Annotated in this window: 10 protein-coding genes and 1 pseudogene; 2 read left to right on the forward strand and 9 right to left on the reverse strand. The window is 54.2% G+C overall.

Going from position 1 to position 13,867, the window contains the following annotated elements; all coding sequences use genetic code 11:
• Positions 1-58: 58 nt before the first annotated feature.
• From DFP98_RS19735 to DFP98_RS19750, 4 genes are all read right to left on the reverse strand, one after another.
• Complete coding sequence (locus DFP98_RS19735) at positions 59-1,795, reverse strand: DUF4091 domain-containing protein (RefSeq protein ID WP_116062330.1); 1,737 nt, start codon at positions 1,793-1,795, stop codon at positions 59-61.
• 137 nt (positions 1,796-1,932) lie between these two features.
• Positions 1,933-2,739 (reverse strand): prolipoprotein diacylglyceryl transferase, encoded by an 807-nt coding sequence (gene lgt / locus DFP98_RS19740; RefSeq protein ID WP_116062331.1) that lies wholly within the window; start codon positions 2,737-2,739, stop codon positions 1,933-1,935.
• Between the two features lie 70 nt (positions 2,740-2,809).
• Positions 2,810-3,613: a M56 family metallopeptidase gene (locus tag DFP98_RS19745; RefSeq protein ID WP_116062332.1), complete on the reverse strand. Its 804-nt coding sequence runs from the start codon at positions 3,611-3,613 to the stop codon at positions 2,810-2,812.
• The gene (locus DFP98_RS19750) at positions 3,610-4,041 is read right to left on the reverse strand and encodes a BlaI/MecI/CopY family transcriptional regulator (protein ID WP_116062447.1); all 432 of its coding nucleotides are present in this window, start codon (positions 4,039-4,041) and stop codon (positions 3,610-3,612) included. The genes DFP98_RS19745 and DFP98_RS19750 overlap by 4 nt, the downstream gene beginning before the upstream one ends.
• A gap of 125 nt (positions 4,042-4,166) precedes the next feature.
• Between DFP98_RS19750 and DFP98_RS19755 the strand changes: the two genes are divergently transcribed.
• A complete protein-coding gene (locus DFP98_RS19755) occupies positions 4,167-4,490 on the forward strand; it encodes a hypothetical protein (protein WP_116062333.1) in 324 nt (107 codons plus the stop codon).
• A gap of 71 nt (positions 4,491-4,561) precedes the next feature.
• Positions 4,562-4,816: pseudogene (locus tag DFP98_RS19760) on the forward strand (transporter); the annotation flags it as partial.
• Positions 4,817-4,910: 94 nt separating this feature from the next.
• Here the strand turns inward: DFP98_RS19760 and DFP98_RS19765 are convergent.
• The 5 genes from DFP98_RS19765 to DFP98_RS19785 all read right to left on the reverse strand — a co-directional run bounded on the left by DFP98_RS19765 (position 4,911) and on the right by DFP98_RS19785 (position 13,797).
• Positions 4,911-6,851: a beta-N-acetylhexosaminidase gene (locus DFP98_RS19765; protein ID WP_116062335.1), complete on the reverse strand. Its 1,941-nt coding sequence runs from the start codon at positions 6,849-6,851 to the stop codon at positions 4,911-4,913.
• Between the two features lie 226 nt (positions 6,852-7,077).
• Positions 7,078-9,339 (reverse strand): beta-glucosidase family protein, encoded by a 2,262-nt coding sequence (locus tag DFP98_RS19770; protein WP_116062336.1) that lies wholly within the window; start codon positions 9,337-9,339, stop codon positions 7,078-7,080.
• Between the two features lie 30 nt (positions 9,340-9,369).
• A complete protein-coding gene (locus tag DFP98_RS19775) occupies positions 9,370-11,928 on the reverse strand; it encodes a glycoside hydrolase family 3 N-terminal domain-containing protein (RefSeq protein WP_116062337.1) in 2,559 nt (852 codons plus the stop codon).
• Positions 11,929-11,953: 25 nt separating this feature from the next.
• The gene (locus DFP98_RS19780; protein WP_116062338.1) at positions 11,954-12,838 is read right to left on the reverse strand and encodes a carbohydrate ABC transporter permease; all 885 of its coding nucleotides are present in this window, start codon (positions 12,836-12,838) and stop codon (positions 11,954-11,956) included.
• 29 nt (positions 12,839-12,867) lie between these two features.
• Positions 12,868-13,797, reverse strand: coding sequence for an ABC transporter permease (locus DFP98_RS19785; RefSeq protein ID WP_116062339.1), 930 nt, complete (start codon positions 13,795-13,797; stop codon positions 12,868-12,870).
• Positions 13,798-13,867 lie beyond the last annotated feature (70 nt).

Genomic DNA, 13,867 nt, shown 5'->3' on the forward strand with positions numbered 1-13,867 from the left:
CTTACATCGCAATAGCCTTGTCAAACCTATTGTGAAGTATATCATATCCTAGCCATGCCTAGATGAGTCTCGCCGACTCGTTTATCGTTGCGGGAACGTACAATCGATCGTAATCTTCCGGAGCCAGACTATAGAGCTCGGCAACCGGCTTGTTCTCGTAAATCTCCTTGACGTGTTCAAAAAAGAACACCCGTTGCATCGCTTCCCGAACGACGTTGTCCTTACCGTCGCGCTTTAAGATTTGCATATATTCATAGTCGCGAATTCCGCGCAGCAGCCATTTGTATCGCAAAGACAGCATAGGCTTGCCGGAAGGACCGGGATATACGAGATTCATATCGCCGGCCGGGAACACGGAAGAACGATAAACAATGCTGTCCAGCGGCCGATCCGGCCAGTTCGTATAGCTCCATCGCAGGAAGCCCTCAAAGCCCAAATATTCGGCCAGCCACGGAAGAAGCCGAGCCTCCAAAGAAGGGGATCGTATAAAAGTGTTCGGACGTGCCGGGCCACAGCAAACATACAAGGATAGTTTCCCTTCCACTTCACTCCTGAGCTCCTGTAGATGGTCCCATTCCTTCGCTGCGCAATCGGCAATTACGACGTAGTCGAACACGCCTCGGGCGCGTTGGCGTATGAACTCGCTATGCGAAATCGCGGCTTTCAGCTTCAAAGACGGCACTAATTCCAACAAGGTGTCCACCCTCCGTTGGAACACTTGCAAGTCGGCCGGTTCATCGGCCAATATCCGAACCTTGTCCAGCCAACCCTTGGCCTTCCAATGCGCCGCCAGCGCTCGAACATAAGCCTTCACTTCTTGCGAATCGCGCATGAACTTATACGTGCCATCGCTCTCGTCTTTATAACGAATCCGAATAGCCTCAGGGTATCCTTCCGCCACGACTCCGTATTCCGGTTCATCTTGCCATACGTTCAGTAGCCCGAACACTTCGATTTCATCGCAAATTCCGTTCCGGAAACCGATCTCCACATAGTTGTCCATCGCCGTAAAGTCATAGTCGAACGTCCCGTTTTTTCTGCGCGTTACTTTGACCATACTGTATTCATACAAATCCGAAGGCTGCCGATCCATATACGACATCTGGCCTAACCAGGGAATTTCGGACACGAGCACCGTCAAAGCTTTCTGTCCGAGCGCGGCAAGGCTGGCCAAATAACCGTCTATAATCCGAAAGTGCTCGTCAGACCACAGCTCTACCTTATACTTGCGGGCAATGTTGGAATTATGCTGCCACAAATCCAGATGGAAACGGTATTCATGCGGGTCGGGCAGGCTATCCTCAAGAACGTTCAGCGCAAATGTCAGCTCTTCCGTCAGCCTCTCCGGTTCAAACAACTGATGCGTATACAATCGCACTGTGCCCGTATACTGCCCGGTCGGTATATCCTTCGATGCATGCAGCTCCACCCAAACCTGTTGAAGCCTCTTCTTCTCGACATGTATATAAGAATCGTCCAGCAGCACTTCCGCCTTCAGCTGTCCGTCGTCATCCTCCATAAGACCGATCAGCTTGATCTCCGTCTTGATCGGCGCATCCAACTTAAGCTCCAGCCGCGCGATCTTGATCGCTCCCTCTTTCCAGAACAAAGGGCTTTCACTGATCGTGAGCACGAATTCTTCCTCGGATGCGACATTGATTTGGAAAGCGGCACTGTCTCTTCTCGCGCAGACCAGGTTCATATGCTTGTTGGCCGTATCGGTCGCGTATTGATCGCGCTTTGCTTTCAAACCCCAAATGTATTTGTAGAACATGGACTGCAGGCCGATGTACATCCGATTCAATCCCTTCCTGTTATCCAGGCAACAACTTCGCCCGATTTCTCCCCATTCCGTCTTTTAATTGTAAGTGGCACGTCCGCCTCGAATCCATGTGTTTTCGTTACCTATTCGGGGTAGTTATATTGTTTATTTCAACCTGCTCGAACAGACTTATCCTGAGCCAGCCCTTCTCCAACACGGCGGTTACGCAGCGCCAGCACCCCCAACAGGATCAGGCTGGCGGCAAAAACGCCAAAGCTCGTCCATTGCCCCGCCGTCCAACTGAACAGATAACGCGGCGAGTCTCCTCTCAACATCTCCAGCATAAAACGTCCTGTCGAGTAGAGCATGTTGTAAGCCAGAAACAGCGCGCCCGCCGGCATCCGCCGACTTTTGAGCAGCAACAGCAGCACGAAGACGATCATATCCCATTGCCCTTCCCACACCTCCGCCGGCCACAGCGGCTGTGCGCCGTATTCGGCGTAAGCCATCGTCCCTTCCGGGTACACGATGCCAAAACCCGAGCCTGTCGGCGAACCGTAAGCGTCTCCGTTCAAGAAGCAGGCGATTCTGCCGATCGCCTGACCCAATACGGCAGCCGGCGCCAGCACGTCCGCCATTCCCCAGAACGAGATGCGGTACTTGCGCGTGTATACGAACATCGCGGCCATCCCTCCGATCAGCGCACCCTGAATCGCGATGCCCCCTTGCCAGATATACGCAATCTCATGAAGATGCTTGGAATAATACGCCCATTGGAAGAAAAATACGTGCCAAGCGCGCGCGAATACGAGTGCGCCCACGATCAAGTAGACGGCCAATCGGTCAAGGTGCTCCCGGTAAGGCGTCCCTGCCGACAGATAATGGGCGACTCCCCAAGCGAGCAATACGGCCAGCGCCACAATCGTTCCATAGGAATGGACATGGAAATCTCCGATACTGAATAAAACAACCTTCATTTCTGTTCATCCTCTCTATTCGTTTCATTAAACTACAATATGTAGTATGATTGGCTAAAAAAAATGGGGATCAAGAATCCCCGCCCAGCATCAACAGAAGCAACAGCGAACACGACGCCAGCAGCGGTCTGAGCAGCGCCGTCGGCACCTTCACCGGCCTGTCGGGCTCCAGCACCTGCATCATCCGATAGTTCATTGCCGCATCCGCGAAATGAACGCCAGCCTCGTTGCGGCTCGGATGGCCGAGCTTGGACAGCTTCAGCAGGACGCTGCCCAAATATAGTTCCGTCCCCATCTCCCGTATGGCGTAACGATCCGCGAACAGCTCTTTCCAGGTCCGATAGTAACGAAGAATCGGGTGGATAAGCGGCCAGTAGCCGAAGGCGTCCGCAAGCAGCGCGGAAAGGAACATTTTCGGTCCGTCGTGGTTGCGGCAATGATACCTTTCGTGCAGCAGGACCGCTTCCAGCTCCTTGTCGTCGAACATCTCAAACAGCGCTGTAGACAGCACGATTTTCGGGCGCAGCATACCGAGCGTCAGCGCAACGAAAGCGTCGTCGCGGACAACGAGAATCTCCGTTCCCCAGTCGCGATATTTGGCGTTAAGCCGCTTCGACAGCTTGGCGTGCCTGTTGGCCCGAAAGTGCTTTAGCCATTTGCGAGATAGGTACGCCTGCTTCAGGCAGCGCCACACGATTCTGACCCCCGCGTATCCGATTGCCACATCGGCCAACGCGAATAGCAGGAAGGCATCGGGCAGCGATTTCTCTCCCACTTGCTCGACGATAAATACTCCCATCTGTACGACGACAACGATCAGAAAAGCAAATAGAAGCGCCAGCATACTTCGGAGCTTAACGGCGGGATTGCTCATTTGCGGCGATCATCCTTTAACTGCTGCAGCTTACGCTCCAGCTTGGCGATCACTTCCGGATCCACCTCGTCCAAAGCGTCTATCATGTGATTCACGACGAGACTTCCATATTCCTGAATCAGTCCCTGCGACACTTCCTTCGTCTGCTCCGACAGGAACTGCTCTCTGGATTGCAGCGTGCGGAATTTCGCCGCCTGCGTCCGGCCGGCTCCCGACTTCGACTTGGCCAAGTGCCCTTTGTCCAGCAGCCGGTTCATCACCGTCATCACCGCGTTGACCGAGATCGGGCTTTCCTGGTTGAGCAGAGACTGCACCTCCTTGATTGTCAGCCCCTCGGAGGACCAGAGAATATCCATAATTTTCGCTTCCAGCGGGCCGAAAAAACGGGTCAGCCCCTCGCCGTTCATGTTTAGCCTCTTAATCTGCATCATCCGGCTCACCTCATACTACACAGTGTAGTATTTGTTCGATCGAGTGTCAACTCCTCTCTTGGTAACCCCCTAATAGGCATCCGCATAGAATGCATCATGCACCACATACGGAGGTCGTTACTATGAGTTCGCCCAGTCAGGTTCAGCCTCAGCTAAAACCGATCTATCAATGCGGCTCCCATATTCATCGAACTCTGCGTTCGGTGAGAGAGCAGCTCCATCAGCTATGCGATCAACACGCCAATCGGCTGGTCGTGATCGAGACGATGGACGGCGATGTGTTCGAGGGATACATCCGCCATTGCCACAACGGGGTTCTTTATTTGACTCTGTCGAATGAAGGCTGCGCCCGCGCCTTTTTCCCGGGGCCGCCCCCGCCTAATCCTTATGCCAACTTCGTGCTTCCGCTCGTTCTTTTTAATCTGCTTACGATTTCGCTATTGTAGGACGCCCCGTCCCGAACAAGAAAGGAGTAATCAAGTTGGCCCTTATGCCTCCACTCGGACCGCAAAGCGGCTTGCAGCCTCCGACGGCTCCGCCGCCTCAGACGATTCCTCAGCAGCCTCTCGCCTCAACGCTTGCAATAGATCCGGGCGCCATCTCCGGATGCTTGTTCCGCCAAACCTATATTTGGCCTCGCAACGGGCCCGGCTTCTGGTTCTATCCGGTATTCGTCGGACGCACGTCCGTCTCCGGATTCCGTTGGAACGGATTGTTTTGGATGTTTTCCGGCTTTGATCTTCGGAACATTCAATCGTTTACTTGTTTTTAGCACTATTAACGGTCTGGCAGACTGTTGCGCGTTGATCAGCCGTAGTGTACAGAAAAAAAGCCCCCGCTCATCCCGAGCGAGGGCTCCTCCTCATTTACGCTTGCAACGCCTCTTCATACTGCGCAAGAAGCTTGGCGAACGCCGCCGTGCTAGCGGACAAGCCGCCCTCGCGGTTGCGCGCCAGCCATAGCCGCTTAAATTCGGAGAGCGCCGTCTCCAGCTGCTTCTGAAGCCGCTCCAGCCATTCGCTTTCAGCCGCTGCCCCTTCCAGGTCCTGACGGAAAATGTACCGATGAAGACCGGCGCCCTGCTCGATCAGCCGCAAAGTATTGCGCAACTCGTCCCGCACCAGATCGGCATCCGGCCCCTGAAGATCGAGACGCTCCAGTTCCTCCTCTCGCTCTCTCAACCAAACTTCCATCTCCTCGTAGCGATAATCGACTTGAAACGGCGTGCCGCTGCCGCCGATCAGCTTCAGCACTTCCGTACGGATTGCGGTATCCCGCTCCAAAGTCGCTCGATCGGACAGACCTCGGCCGAGCAGATAGGCGGTGTAGGTTCCATTTTCCACTGTACTGCGTTCCAGATGGCCATACCGGCCCAGCTCCATCAGCAAACGTCCCCCGATGCCGCTGCGGTCCTTCAGCATCTGCGATGAGACATACTTCTCCAGAAGCGCCATCTGATCCGCATTCGCCTCTACCTGCCAACTTACGCCAGCCGCATAGGCAATAGCGGGATAGCTGACAGCCGAAACCTGCCAATGTCCGCCGTCGCCCCAGTCGGCCACGATTAATCCTTCCGCTCCGTAGGCTTGGCCGCTCCTTGCCGCATCGGCGATGTTGGCCAGCATATTGTCGGTCCGCCCGGCAATCGAAGACCAGGAGCTGGTGCCAGGACATACGTAGTAGCGGACCCCGCTCTCCTGAAGCTTGCGGCAATGAGGCTCATAGGGAACGGGAGCGTCGTAGTTCCAATGAAGCACGGTCACGTCGGACGGCACACGCCGAATCACCTGAGGATGGTGCGCCAGCACATCGCCCCACATCATCGCCTTTTTGCCGTGGCTGCGAGCGACCTCGAACATTTGCTCCGCATAGTCGAAGTATAGCTCCCCGACGCCGATCTCGTCGGCCCGCTCCTTGCTCCGGCCCGTCCCCAGCCCGAACGGCTCGTCCATGTTGAGGTTGACGTACTCGGACGAGAAGTTCGGCAGCAATTCGTCGAACAGGTCCTTCGCCAATGCGGCGGAGCGGTCGTCCACCGGATTCATCGTCGTCGGCGGCAGCTTAAACGGGAGCGGAAGCGGCGGCTCCATACCGTCCGGATGCTCGGCCAGGTCGCGGAACTCCGGTTTAACCAGCCAAGGTCCCATATGGCCGAGACAGTTTTGATTAGGCGTCAATTCGATGTACCGGCTGCGAGCATAAGCGTCCAGCTCCCGGAATTCCGCGGCCGTGAGAGGCGTAGCTTCGGGAAAAGAGTCTTTGTACTTGGCATAATCGAAGCAGAAGCCTTCCATATAAAGCTGAAGATGGTTGTACTTCAGCTCGGACAGTCTGTCGATCAGCGCGTACAACGTGTCCATCTGCGGGATTTTGTTGCGGCCGATGTCGAGCATGAAACCCCGAACCGGAAACTCCGGCTCATCCTCAATCCGGAAATGCTCCCACTCCGACTCCGATTGCGCCCGCTTCTGCTTGGCTAGCTGCTCCAAAGCAATCAATGCATAGTGCATGCCGACCTCGGTGCCGGCGCCGATCTTGAGTCCCTCGCCGCTCCATTCCAGAACATATCCTTGCGGGTGCAGATCCGGCAACAATTCAATCTCGACTGTAGTCTCCGCAGAAGATATTTCTTCTAAGTGGCAGCCCTTGATCGCGCTACGGCAACGTTGCTCGACTTTTACATTCGCAATGAGTTGCTGCGCCTCCGCTCCGCTTGCACGCAGCTTCAAATTCGGAGACACCGCCGAAGAGCCTCCCAGCAGCTTAAAGCTGCGCGGTTTCGGATACAAGCCCACACACTCAGCCATTCAACATCCCCCTTTGGCAAAAACGATATGGGTTGAACCACCAGCTTCGAAGAAACGACCCAATGGAATGGAGAAAGGGAATGGTTTTGCCGCGAGTTTTGGCTTTGAGTTGCATACCTATGAAGATCCTATCGATCCAAGCAACTCAAAACAACCTGTCTGAAGCCGGCAAAGCCATCCCTTTCGCAATGTAATGGGCAATCTCTTTGGTGTCCAACCTATATAATCAGCTATTCAGATGCGCCAGCAGCTCCGCCAATTCCTTCTCCCCAAATTTGCCGCCGCTGAACTGAGACAGCGAGCGCAGCGGGAAGCTCTCTTTGAACCCTTCCAGCATAGCCTTGCTTTCTTCGTCGACCACATTGCCGAACGGAAGCAGCTCGCTAAGCTTTTGCGTAAAGGCGATGCCTTTCTCCGATTGCAGCAAATCAGCCAACGTCGAGTCGCGGTCAAATACAACCTTGCGCTCAGACGTCGAGCGAATCGTCACTGTCTCCGACAGCGCAATATCCTGCGAGGAGCGCCCGATCAAAATCTCAAACTGTCCAGTTTCGACGATCCAATCCTTCTCCTCGACCTCGTAATAAGCAAAGCTGCGCTTGTTGAGCGTGAAGGAAACGGTTTTCTCCTCTCCAGGCGCCAGAGAAACCTTGTCGAAGCCTTTCAGCTCCTTCAGCGGGCGAAGTACGCTGCTTTCCACATCGCGGACATATAGCTGCACGATTTCCTTGCCTGCGCGCTCGCCCGCGTTTTTCACCTGAACGGTTACTTTCAACGTATCCAAGTCCGTAAACTCTTTCTTATCCACAGACAAATTGGAATAGGAGAAGGTGGTGTAGCTGATACCGTGACCGAATGGGAATAGAGGCCGCAACTGTTTCTTGTCGTAATAACGATAGCCTACGAACAGACCTTCTTTGTACTCCACCCGGTCGCCTTTGCACGGGTAGTCGAGATAAGTCGGATTGTCGCTCAATTGAACCGGGAACGTTTCCGCCAGCTTGCCGGAAGGGTTGGCGTCGCCGAACAGGAGGTCAGCGATGGCTCCGCCAAGCGCCTGACCGCCGAGATAAGCTTCGAGTACGCCCTGAGCTTTGTCCAGCCACGGCATCTCGATCGGAGAGCCGTTGCAGAGCACTACGATCAGATTCGGCTGCACAGCCGCAACCGCTTCAATCAACGCAACCTGATTGGCAGGCATGCGCATATGCTTCCGATCATAGCCTTCGGATTCGTACCGCTTCGGCAATCCGGCGAACACGACCGCGACAGACGCTTCCTTCGCCGCACGCAGCGCTTCTTCGGTCAACTCCGTGCTGCTATCATCCGTTTTCAGCCCGTAACCTTGCGCATAAACAACCTGTACGCCTTCTCCTGCCGATGCAGTCAGCTCTTCCACGATATCGTCCAGCTTGGTCGGGTTGATCTGCGAGCTTCCGCTTCCTTGATAACGCGGCGTTTTCGCCAGCTCGCCGATGACGGCAATTTTGCCCCCTCGTTGAAGCGGCAATACGTCGTTCTCATTCTTCAGCAGCACCATGCTTTCAGCCGCGATCTCGCGGGCAAGCCGATGATGCGCATCCCGATCGTAAGTCGCGCCAGGCTTGTGATGATCGACGGCTCTGAATACAATCGTGAGCAACCGCTCCAAGGCTGCGTCGAGCTTCTCTTCCGCAAGCTGCCCGCTTCGAACCGCCTCGACGATCTGCTTAATGCCTTCGCCTTCGCGCGGCATTTCAAGCTCCAAGCCGGCAGCAAGGCTTTTTACCCGATCAACGACCGCGCCCCAGTCCGACACGACAAAGCCTTCATGACCCCATTCCTTCTTCAGCACATCGGTCAACAGCCATTCGTTTTGCGCCGCATACCCGCCGTTGACTTTGTTGTACGCGCACATTACCGTCCATGGCTGCGCGTTCTTCACCGCACCCTCGAAGCTGGCCAAATAAATTTCGCGCAGCGTCCGCTCATCCACGACGGAGTCGGCGCTCATCCGGCGAAACTCTTGGTTGTTCGCCGCGAAATGCTTAAGCGACGTCCCTACGCCCTGGCTTTGTACACCCTTGATATGGTGGGTAGCCATTTCAGAAGAGAGAAACGGATCCTCGGAAAAATACTCAAAGTTGCGGCCGCATAACGGCGATCTCTTGATATTAGCTCCCGGACCGAGCAGCACGCCCACATTCTCCGCCTGGCATTCCTTGCCGAGCGCCTCCCCCATCTGTACAATCAACTCCCGATTCCACGAGCTGGCAATGCCTACGGCAGATGGAAAGCAGGTGGACGGTACGCTGTTGAACAATCCCAGATGGTCGGCATTCTCGACTTGCTTACGCAAACCGTGCGGTCCGTCGGTTACCATCATAGAGGGGATGCCCAGCCTCTCGACGGCTTGGGTATGCCATACGTCGCGCCCTGTGCAAAGACTCGCTTTCTCCTCCAACGTCATTTGTGCAATCAAATTTTGAATATCCCGTTGTTTGTTCATTCCGAATTGCTCCTCTCATTTCGCTTATATTCAACCGAACGAAAACTCAGCCGATTGCACATCCCTGCTATTGGGGCCGACAAAAACGACGAACTTACCCGGCTCCGCTGTATATCCGACTCCCGGCATCCAGAAAGTTAAATCCTCGGCAACAATCCGGAACTCTACTTCTTTATTCTCACCCTTGGCCAGACGAAGCTTACTGAACCCTTTTAGCTCCTTCACTGGGCGTACTATGCTGCCATGGCAATCTTGGATATACAGCTGCACAACTTCTTCTCCATCCTCCGAACCCGCATTGCTCACCGTGATCGACACCCGCAGCTCCTCGCCCGCCGCCAGCCGATTGCGATCCAGCTTCAGATCCGAATACTCGAACCGGGTGTAGCTAAGGCCATACCCGAAAGGATACAGCGGTTCATTCGGGCCGTCCAAATATTGCGAGATATATTTCTGCTGTCGGTTAGCTTCCGTAAGCGGTCTTCCCGTGCGAAAATGGTTATAATACACCGGAATTTGCCCGGTATGCGCAGGGAAGCTCATCGTCAGCTTGCCGGAAGGGTTGTAATCCCCCACAAGTACGTCGGCAATCGCATGTCCGGCCTGAGAGCCAAGGAACCACGTTTCCACAATCGCGTTCACGTTCCGCTCAAACCAATCGAGCACCAGCGGGCGGCCGTTCGTCAGCACCAGCACAACCGATTTTCCCAGCGCGACCACCGCTTTCGCGAGCCGCATCTGCGCTTCCGGCAATTCAATGCTCATCCGCGAAGCCGCTTCCCCGGACATGTCGCTGCTCTCCCCAAGCGCCAGCAGGACAACGTCTGCCTGCTTGGCCTGCTCCAACGCCTCGGCAATTCCGCCTTCTATCGTCGTATTGACTCCGCAGCCTTTGGCATACAGCAGCCGCTCTTCCGAAATGCCCTTATCGCGCAAGCCTTCATATAAAGTCGCCGTTTCATGACCGAACCTCGAAAACTGCCACGGGCCGAGCAAATCCCGACTGTCCGCGAACGGGCCAATCAGTGCCACCCTGCCGCCACTGCCATTGCCGTTCTTATTGCTGTTCCCGTTGCCGTCACCATAGTCCGCCATAGGCAATACGCCGTCATTTTTCAACAGCACAATCGACTTCTGCGCAAGCTCGCGACTGGCCTTCAAGTGCTCCTCGTGAAAATGATATTCCGTTTCCTTCTCCGGGCGAACATAGCGGAACGGATCATCCATCAACCCAAGCCGATACTTCAGCGTCAAAATGCGACGAGCCGCATCGTTAATCTGCGCCTCCGAGATTTTCCCTTCTCGCACAAGCTGCGGCAAGTGCTCGAACGAGCGCGTCGCCATCTCGATATCCATCGTCGCGTCGACCGCCAGCTTCGCAGCTTCCTTCACGTCTTCCACCAGACCGTGAACGACAATTTCGTCCACTGCACCGTAATCCGAAATCAAAATGCCGTCGAAGCCAAGCTCGTCGCGCAGCAAATCCTTCATCAACGCTTTGCTCGCCGCCACCGGCACGCCTTGATAAATATTGAACGCATTCATGACCGAACCCGCTCCGGCCTGCAAACCCGCCTGGAACGGCGGCAAGTACACATTGCGCAATGTTGCTTCCGAAATATCGACAGTATTGTAATCGCGCCCGCCTTCCGCTGCGCCATAACCGATAAAGTGCTTCAGACAAGCCACGATCGTTTCCGGTTCCAGTAAGGAATCCCCTTGGAAGCCATCGACTTGGGCTTTGGCAATCAGCCCGCCCAAGTATGGGTCTTCGCCCGCTCCTTCGGACACCCGCCCCCAGCGCGGATCTCTGCTCACGTCGATCATCGGTCCATGGTTGTACACCGTTCCCGAAGCGCTCGCCTCTTTCGCGGCAATCGCGCAAGCTTCCTTGATGGCATCCATATCCCAACTGCAAGACCAGGCCAACGGAATCGGGAAGATCGTCTGCGCTCCGTGAATGATATCCGCATTAAACAACAACGGGATACGATGCGGGGACTCTTCCACCGCAATCTTCTGCAACTCGAATACCCGACTGACATCGAACGCGCCCAGCACCGAACCCGCTCTGCCCTCGGCGATCAGCTTCTCCGGCGGATCCGTCTCTACCGCATTGCCGAACGAGAAATTCGATGCGGGAACCTGGAACATCTGACCGATCTTCTCCTCGAGCGACATCCGATTCAGCAGAGTCTCCACCGCTTCCCGAATTTCCTCGTTGGATCGCTTTGCAACGCCATCCTTCCGGTAAGGCTTCACTTGCTCAGCCAGCGATTCCGATAAAGCGGGCCCTCGGCCCCTAGCCGCCTCGATCGGCAAGCTTCCAAGTCCAGGCATTCGCAGCTCTCCGTAGAGGCGGTCTTCGTCGTACGCAAGGTCGACCACGATATCCTCGCCCGGTCTCCAGAACGCTTTCGCAAGACCGCGGAGCCGGTTGCCTTCCACAGTAAGCGAATCGATCTGAATCGGAATAGCCAGCGGTTCTGTCGCAATATCCAGCGAGTAACTCGCTTTCTTCGTCACTTTGAATTGGATTTTCAGCTTCATTAAAGGTGTTGCTACAACCGTATGCCACAAGCCCAACATGGCTGTCCCTCCACTCCTCACTGCATCAGCCTTTTACGGCGCCAATCATCAAACCTTTAACAAAATATTTCTGGAAAAAGGGATAGGCGAGCAGAATCGGAACGATTCCTACGACCGCGATCGCCATGCGGAACGTTTCTTTAGGCAGCATCGCCAAAGCGTCGGTGCCGCCCATACTGCTATTCATGGATAAGAACTCAATGTTGCTCATAATGCGATTTAACACGTTTTGCAAATTTAGCAGATCCGGGTCGTTGATAAAGATCAGACCGTTGTTCCAGTCGTTCCAGAAAGCAAGCGCCTGGAATAAGCCGATCGTCGCAAGAATCGGCAGCGACAGCTGCAGAATGATCCGATAATAGATTTTGAATTCACTCGCCCCATCTATGCTCGCAGATTCAATAACCGCCGTCGGAATCGTATTGGTGAAGAAAGCGCGCATTAACAGCACGTTAAACCCGTTCATCAGCAGCCAAGGAATCAATTGCGCCCAAAGCGTATTTTGAAGCTCGAATACTTTCGTATAGACCATGTAGGTTGGCACCAAACCGCCGTTGAACAGCAAGGTAAAAAATACGATAAAGGCCAGCACCTTGCCGCCCGGCAAATCTTTGCGAGACAACGGGTAAGCCAGCAAGGACGTGATAACAAGACTTGTTACCGTGCCGACAACCGTAATCAGGATGGTAATGCCGTAAGCATGGACAATAGTATCCGAGTTTTTCCACAAATATTCGTATGCCCCAAAGCTGAACTCTGACGGGAAGAAGGAGTAGCCGTCCCTTACAATCGCCTTGTCATCCGTAATAGAGGACGTAAACAGCAGGACAAACGGAAGGATGCAGGCTAGCGAAAATAATCCGAGCACAAGATGAGACGCAATCTGCCAGCCGCGGTGTTGATTTGCCATGTGATTTTCCCTCCTTTTAGAACCACCTATCAGAACAGTGCGTTGTCTCTGTCGATTTTACGGACGATGTAGTTCGAAGCAATGACCAGGACGAAGCCGACAATGGATTGGTAGAACCCTGCCGCTGCGGACATTCCGATATCGCCGAGCTGCATAAGTCCGCGGAATACATAGGTGTCGATGACGTTGGTCGTATCGTAAATCGCGCCGGAGTTCATCGGAATCTGATAGAACAAACCGAAGTCGGAATAGAAAATACGACCGATCGCAAGCAAGGTGAGCATGGTAATGATCGGCGTGATCATCGGAATCGTAATTTTACGAATTTGCTGCCATTTGGACGCGCCGTCTAGCGCGGCCGCCTCGTAGTACTCCCGATCAATGCCGATAATCGCCGCCAGGAAGACGATACACGAGTACCCGGCACCTTTCCAAATATGCACTATCGTCAAAATATAAGGCCAATACTTGGATTCCAGGTACCAGGAAATTGGTTCGACTCCAAGTGCGGGCAGAATGGTCTTGTTCACGAATCCCGTTGCCGGGCCCAACAATGCATACACCAGATAACTGACAAGAATGATGGAAATCATATGAGGCAATATAATGGCGCTCTGATAGAAACGCTGCGAAAACCGGCTGCGGATTTCATTCAGCAAAATGGCGATCAGAATCGCAAAGCTAAGCCCGAGAAGGATGAACACTGCGTTATACAAAATCGTATTGCGCGTAATGATGTACGCGTCGCTTGTCGCAAACAGGTAATTAAAATTTTTAAATCCGACCCAGTCGCTGCCCCAAATCCCTTTTGCGTAATTGATATCCTTGAACGCAATGGAGAGGCCGAACATCGGCATATAGTTGTTAATCAACAAATAAGCAAGTCCGGGCAGCGTCATGATGTAAAGAGGGATAAATCGACGGAGATTGATTCTTCTTCGTTTCATTGCTGTACTCATCTCGTTCCCCCCGCTGAACAGTTGCGTAATAATAAGCCCGACCAATCCGCGACTGATCGGGCGCTTATCT

Origin of the sequence: Cohnella phaseoli (assembly GCF_003386235.1) — a bacterium.
Taxonomy (GTDB): Bacteria; Bacillota; Bacilli; order Paenibacillales; family Paenibacillaceae; genus Cohnella; species Cohnella phaseoli.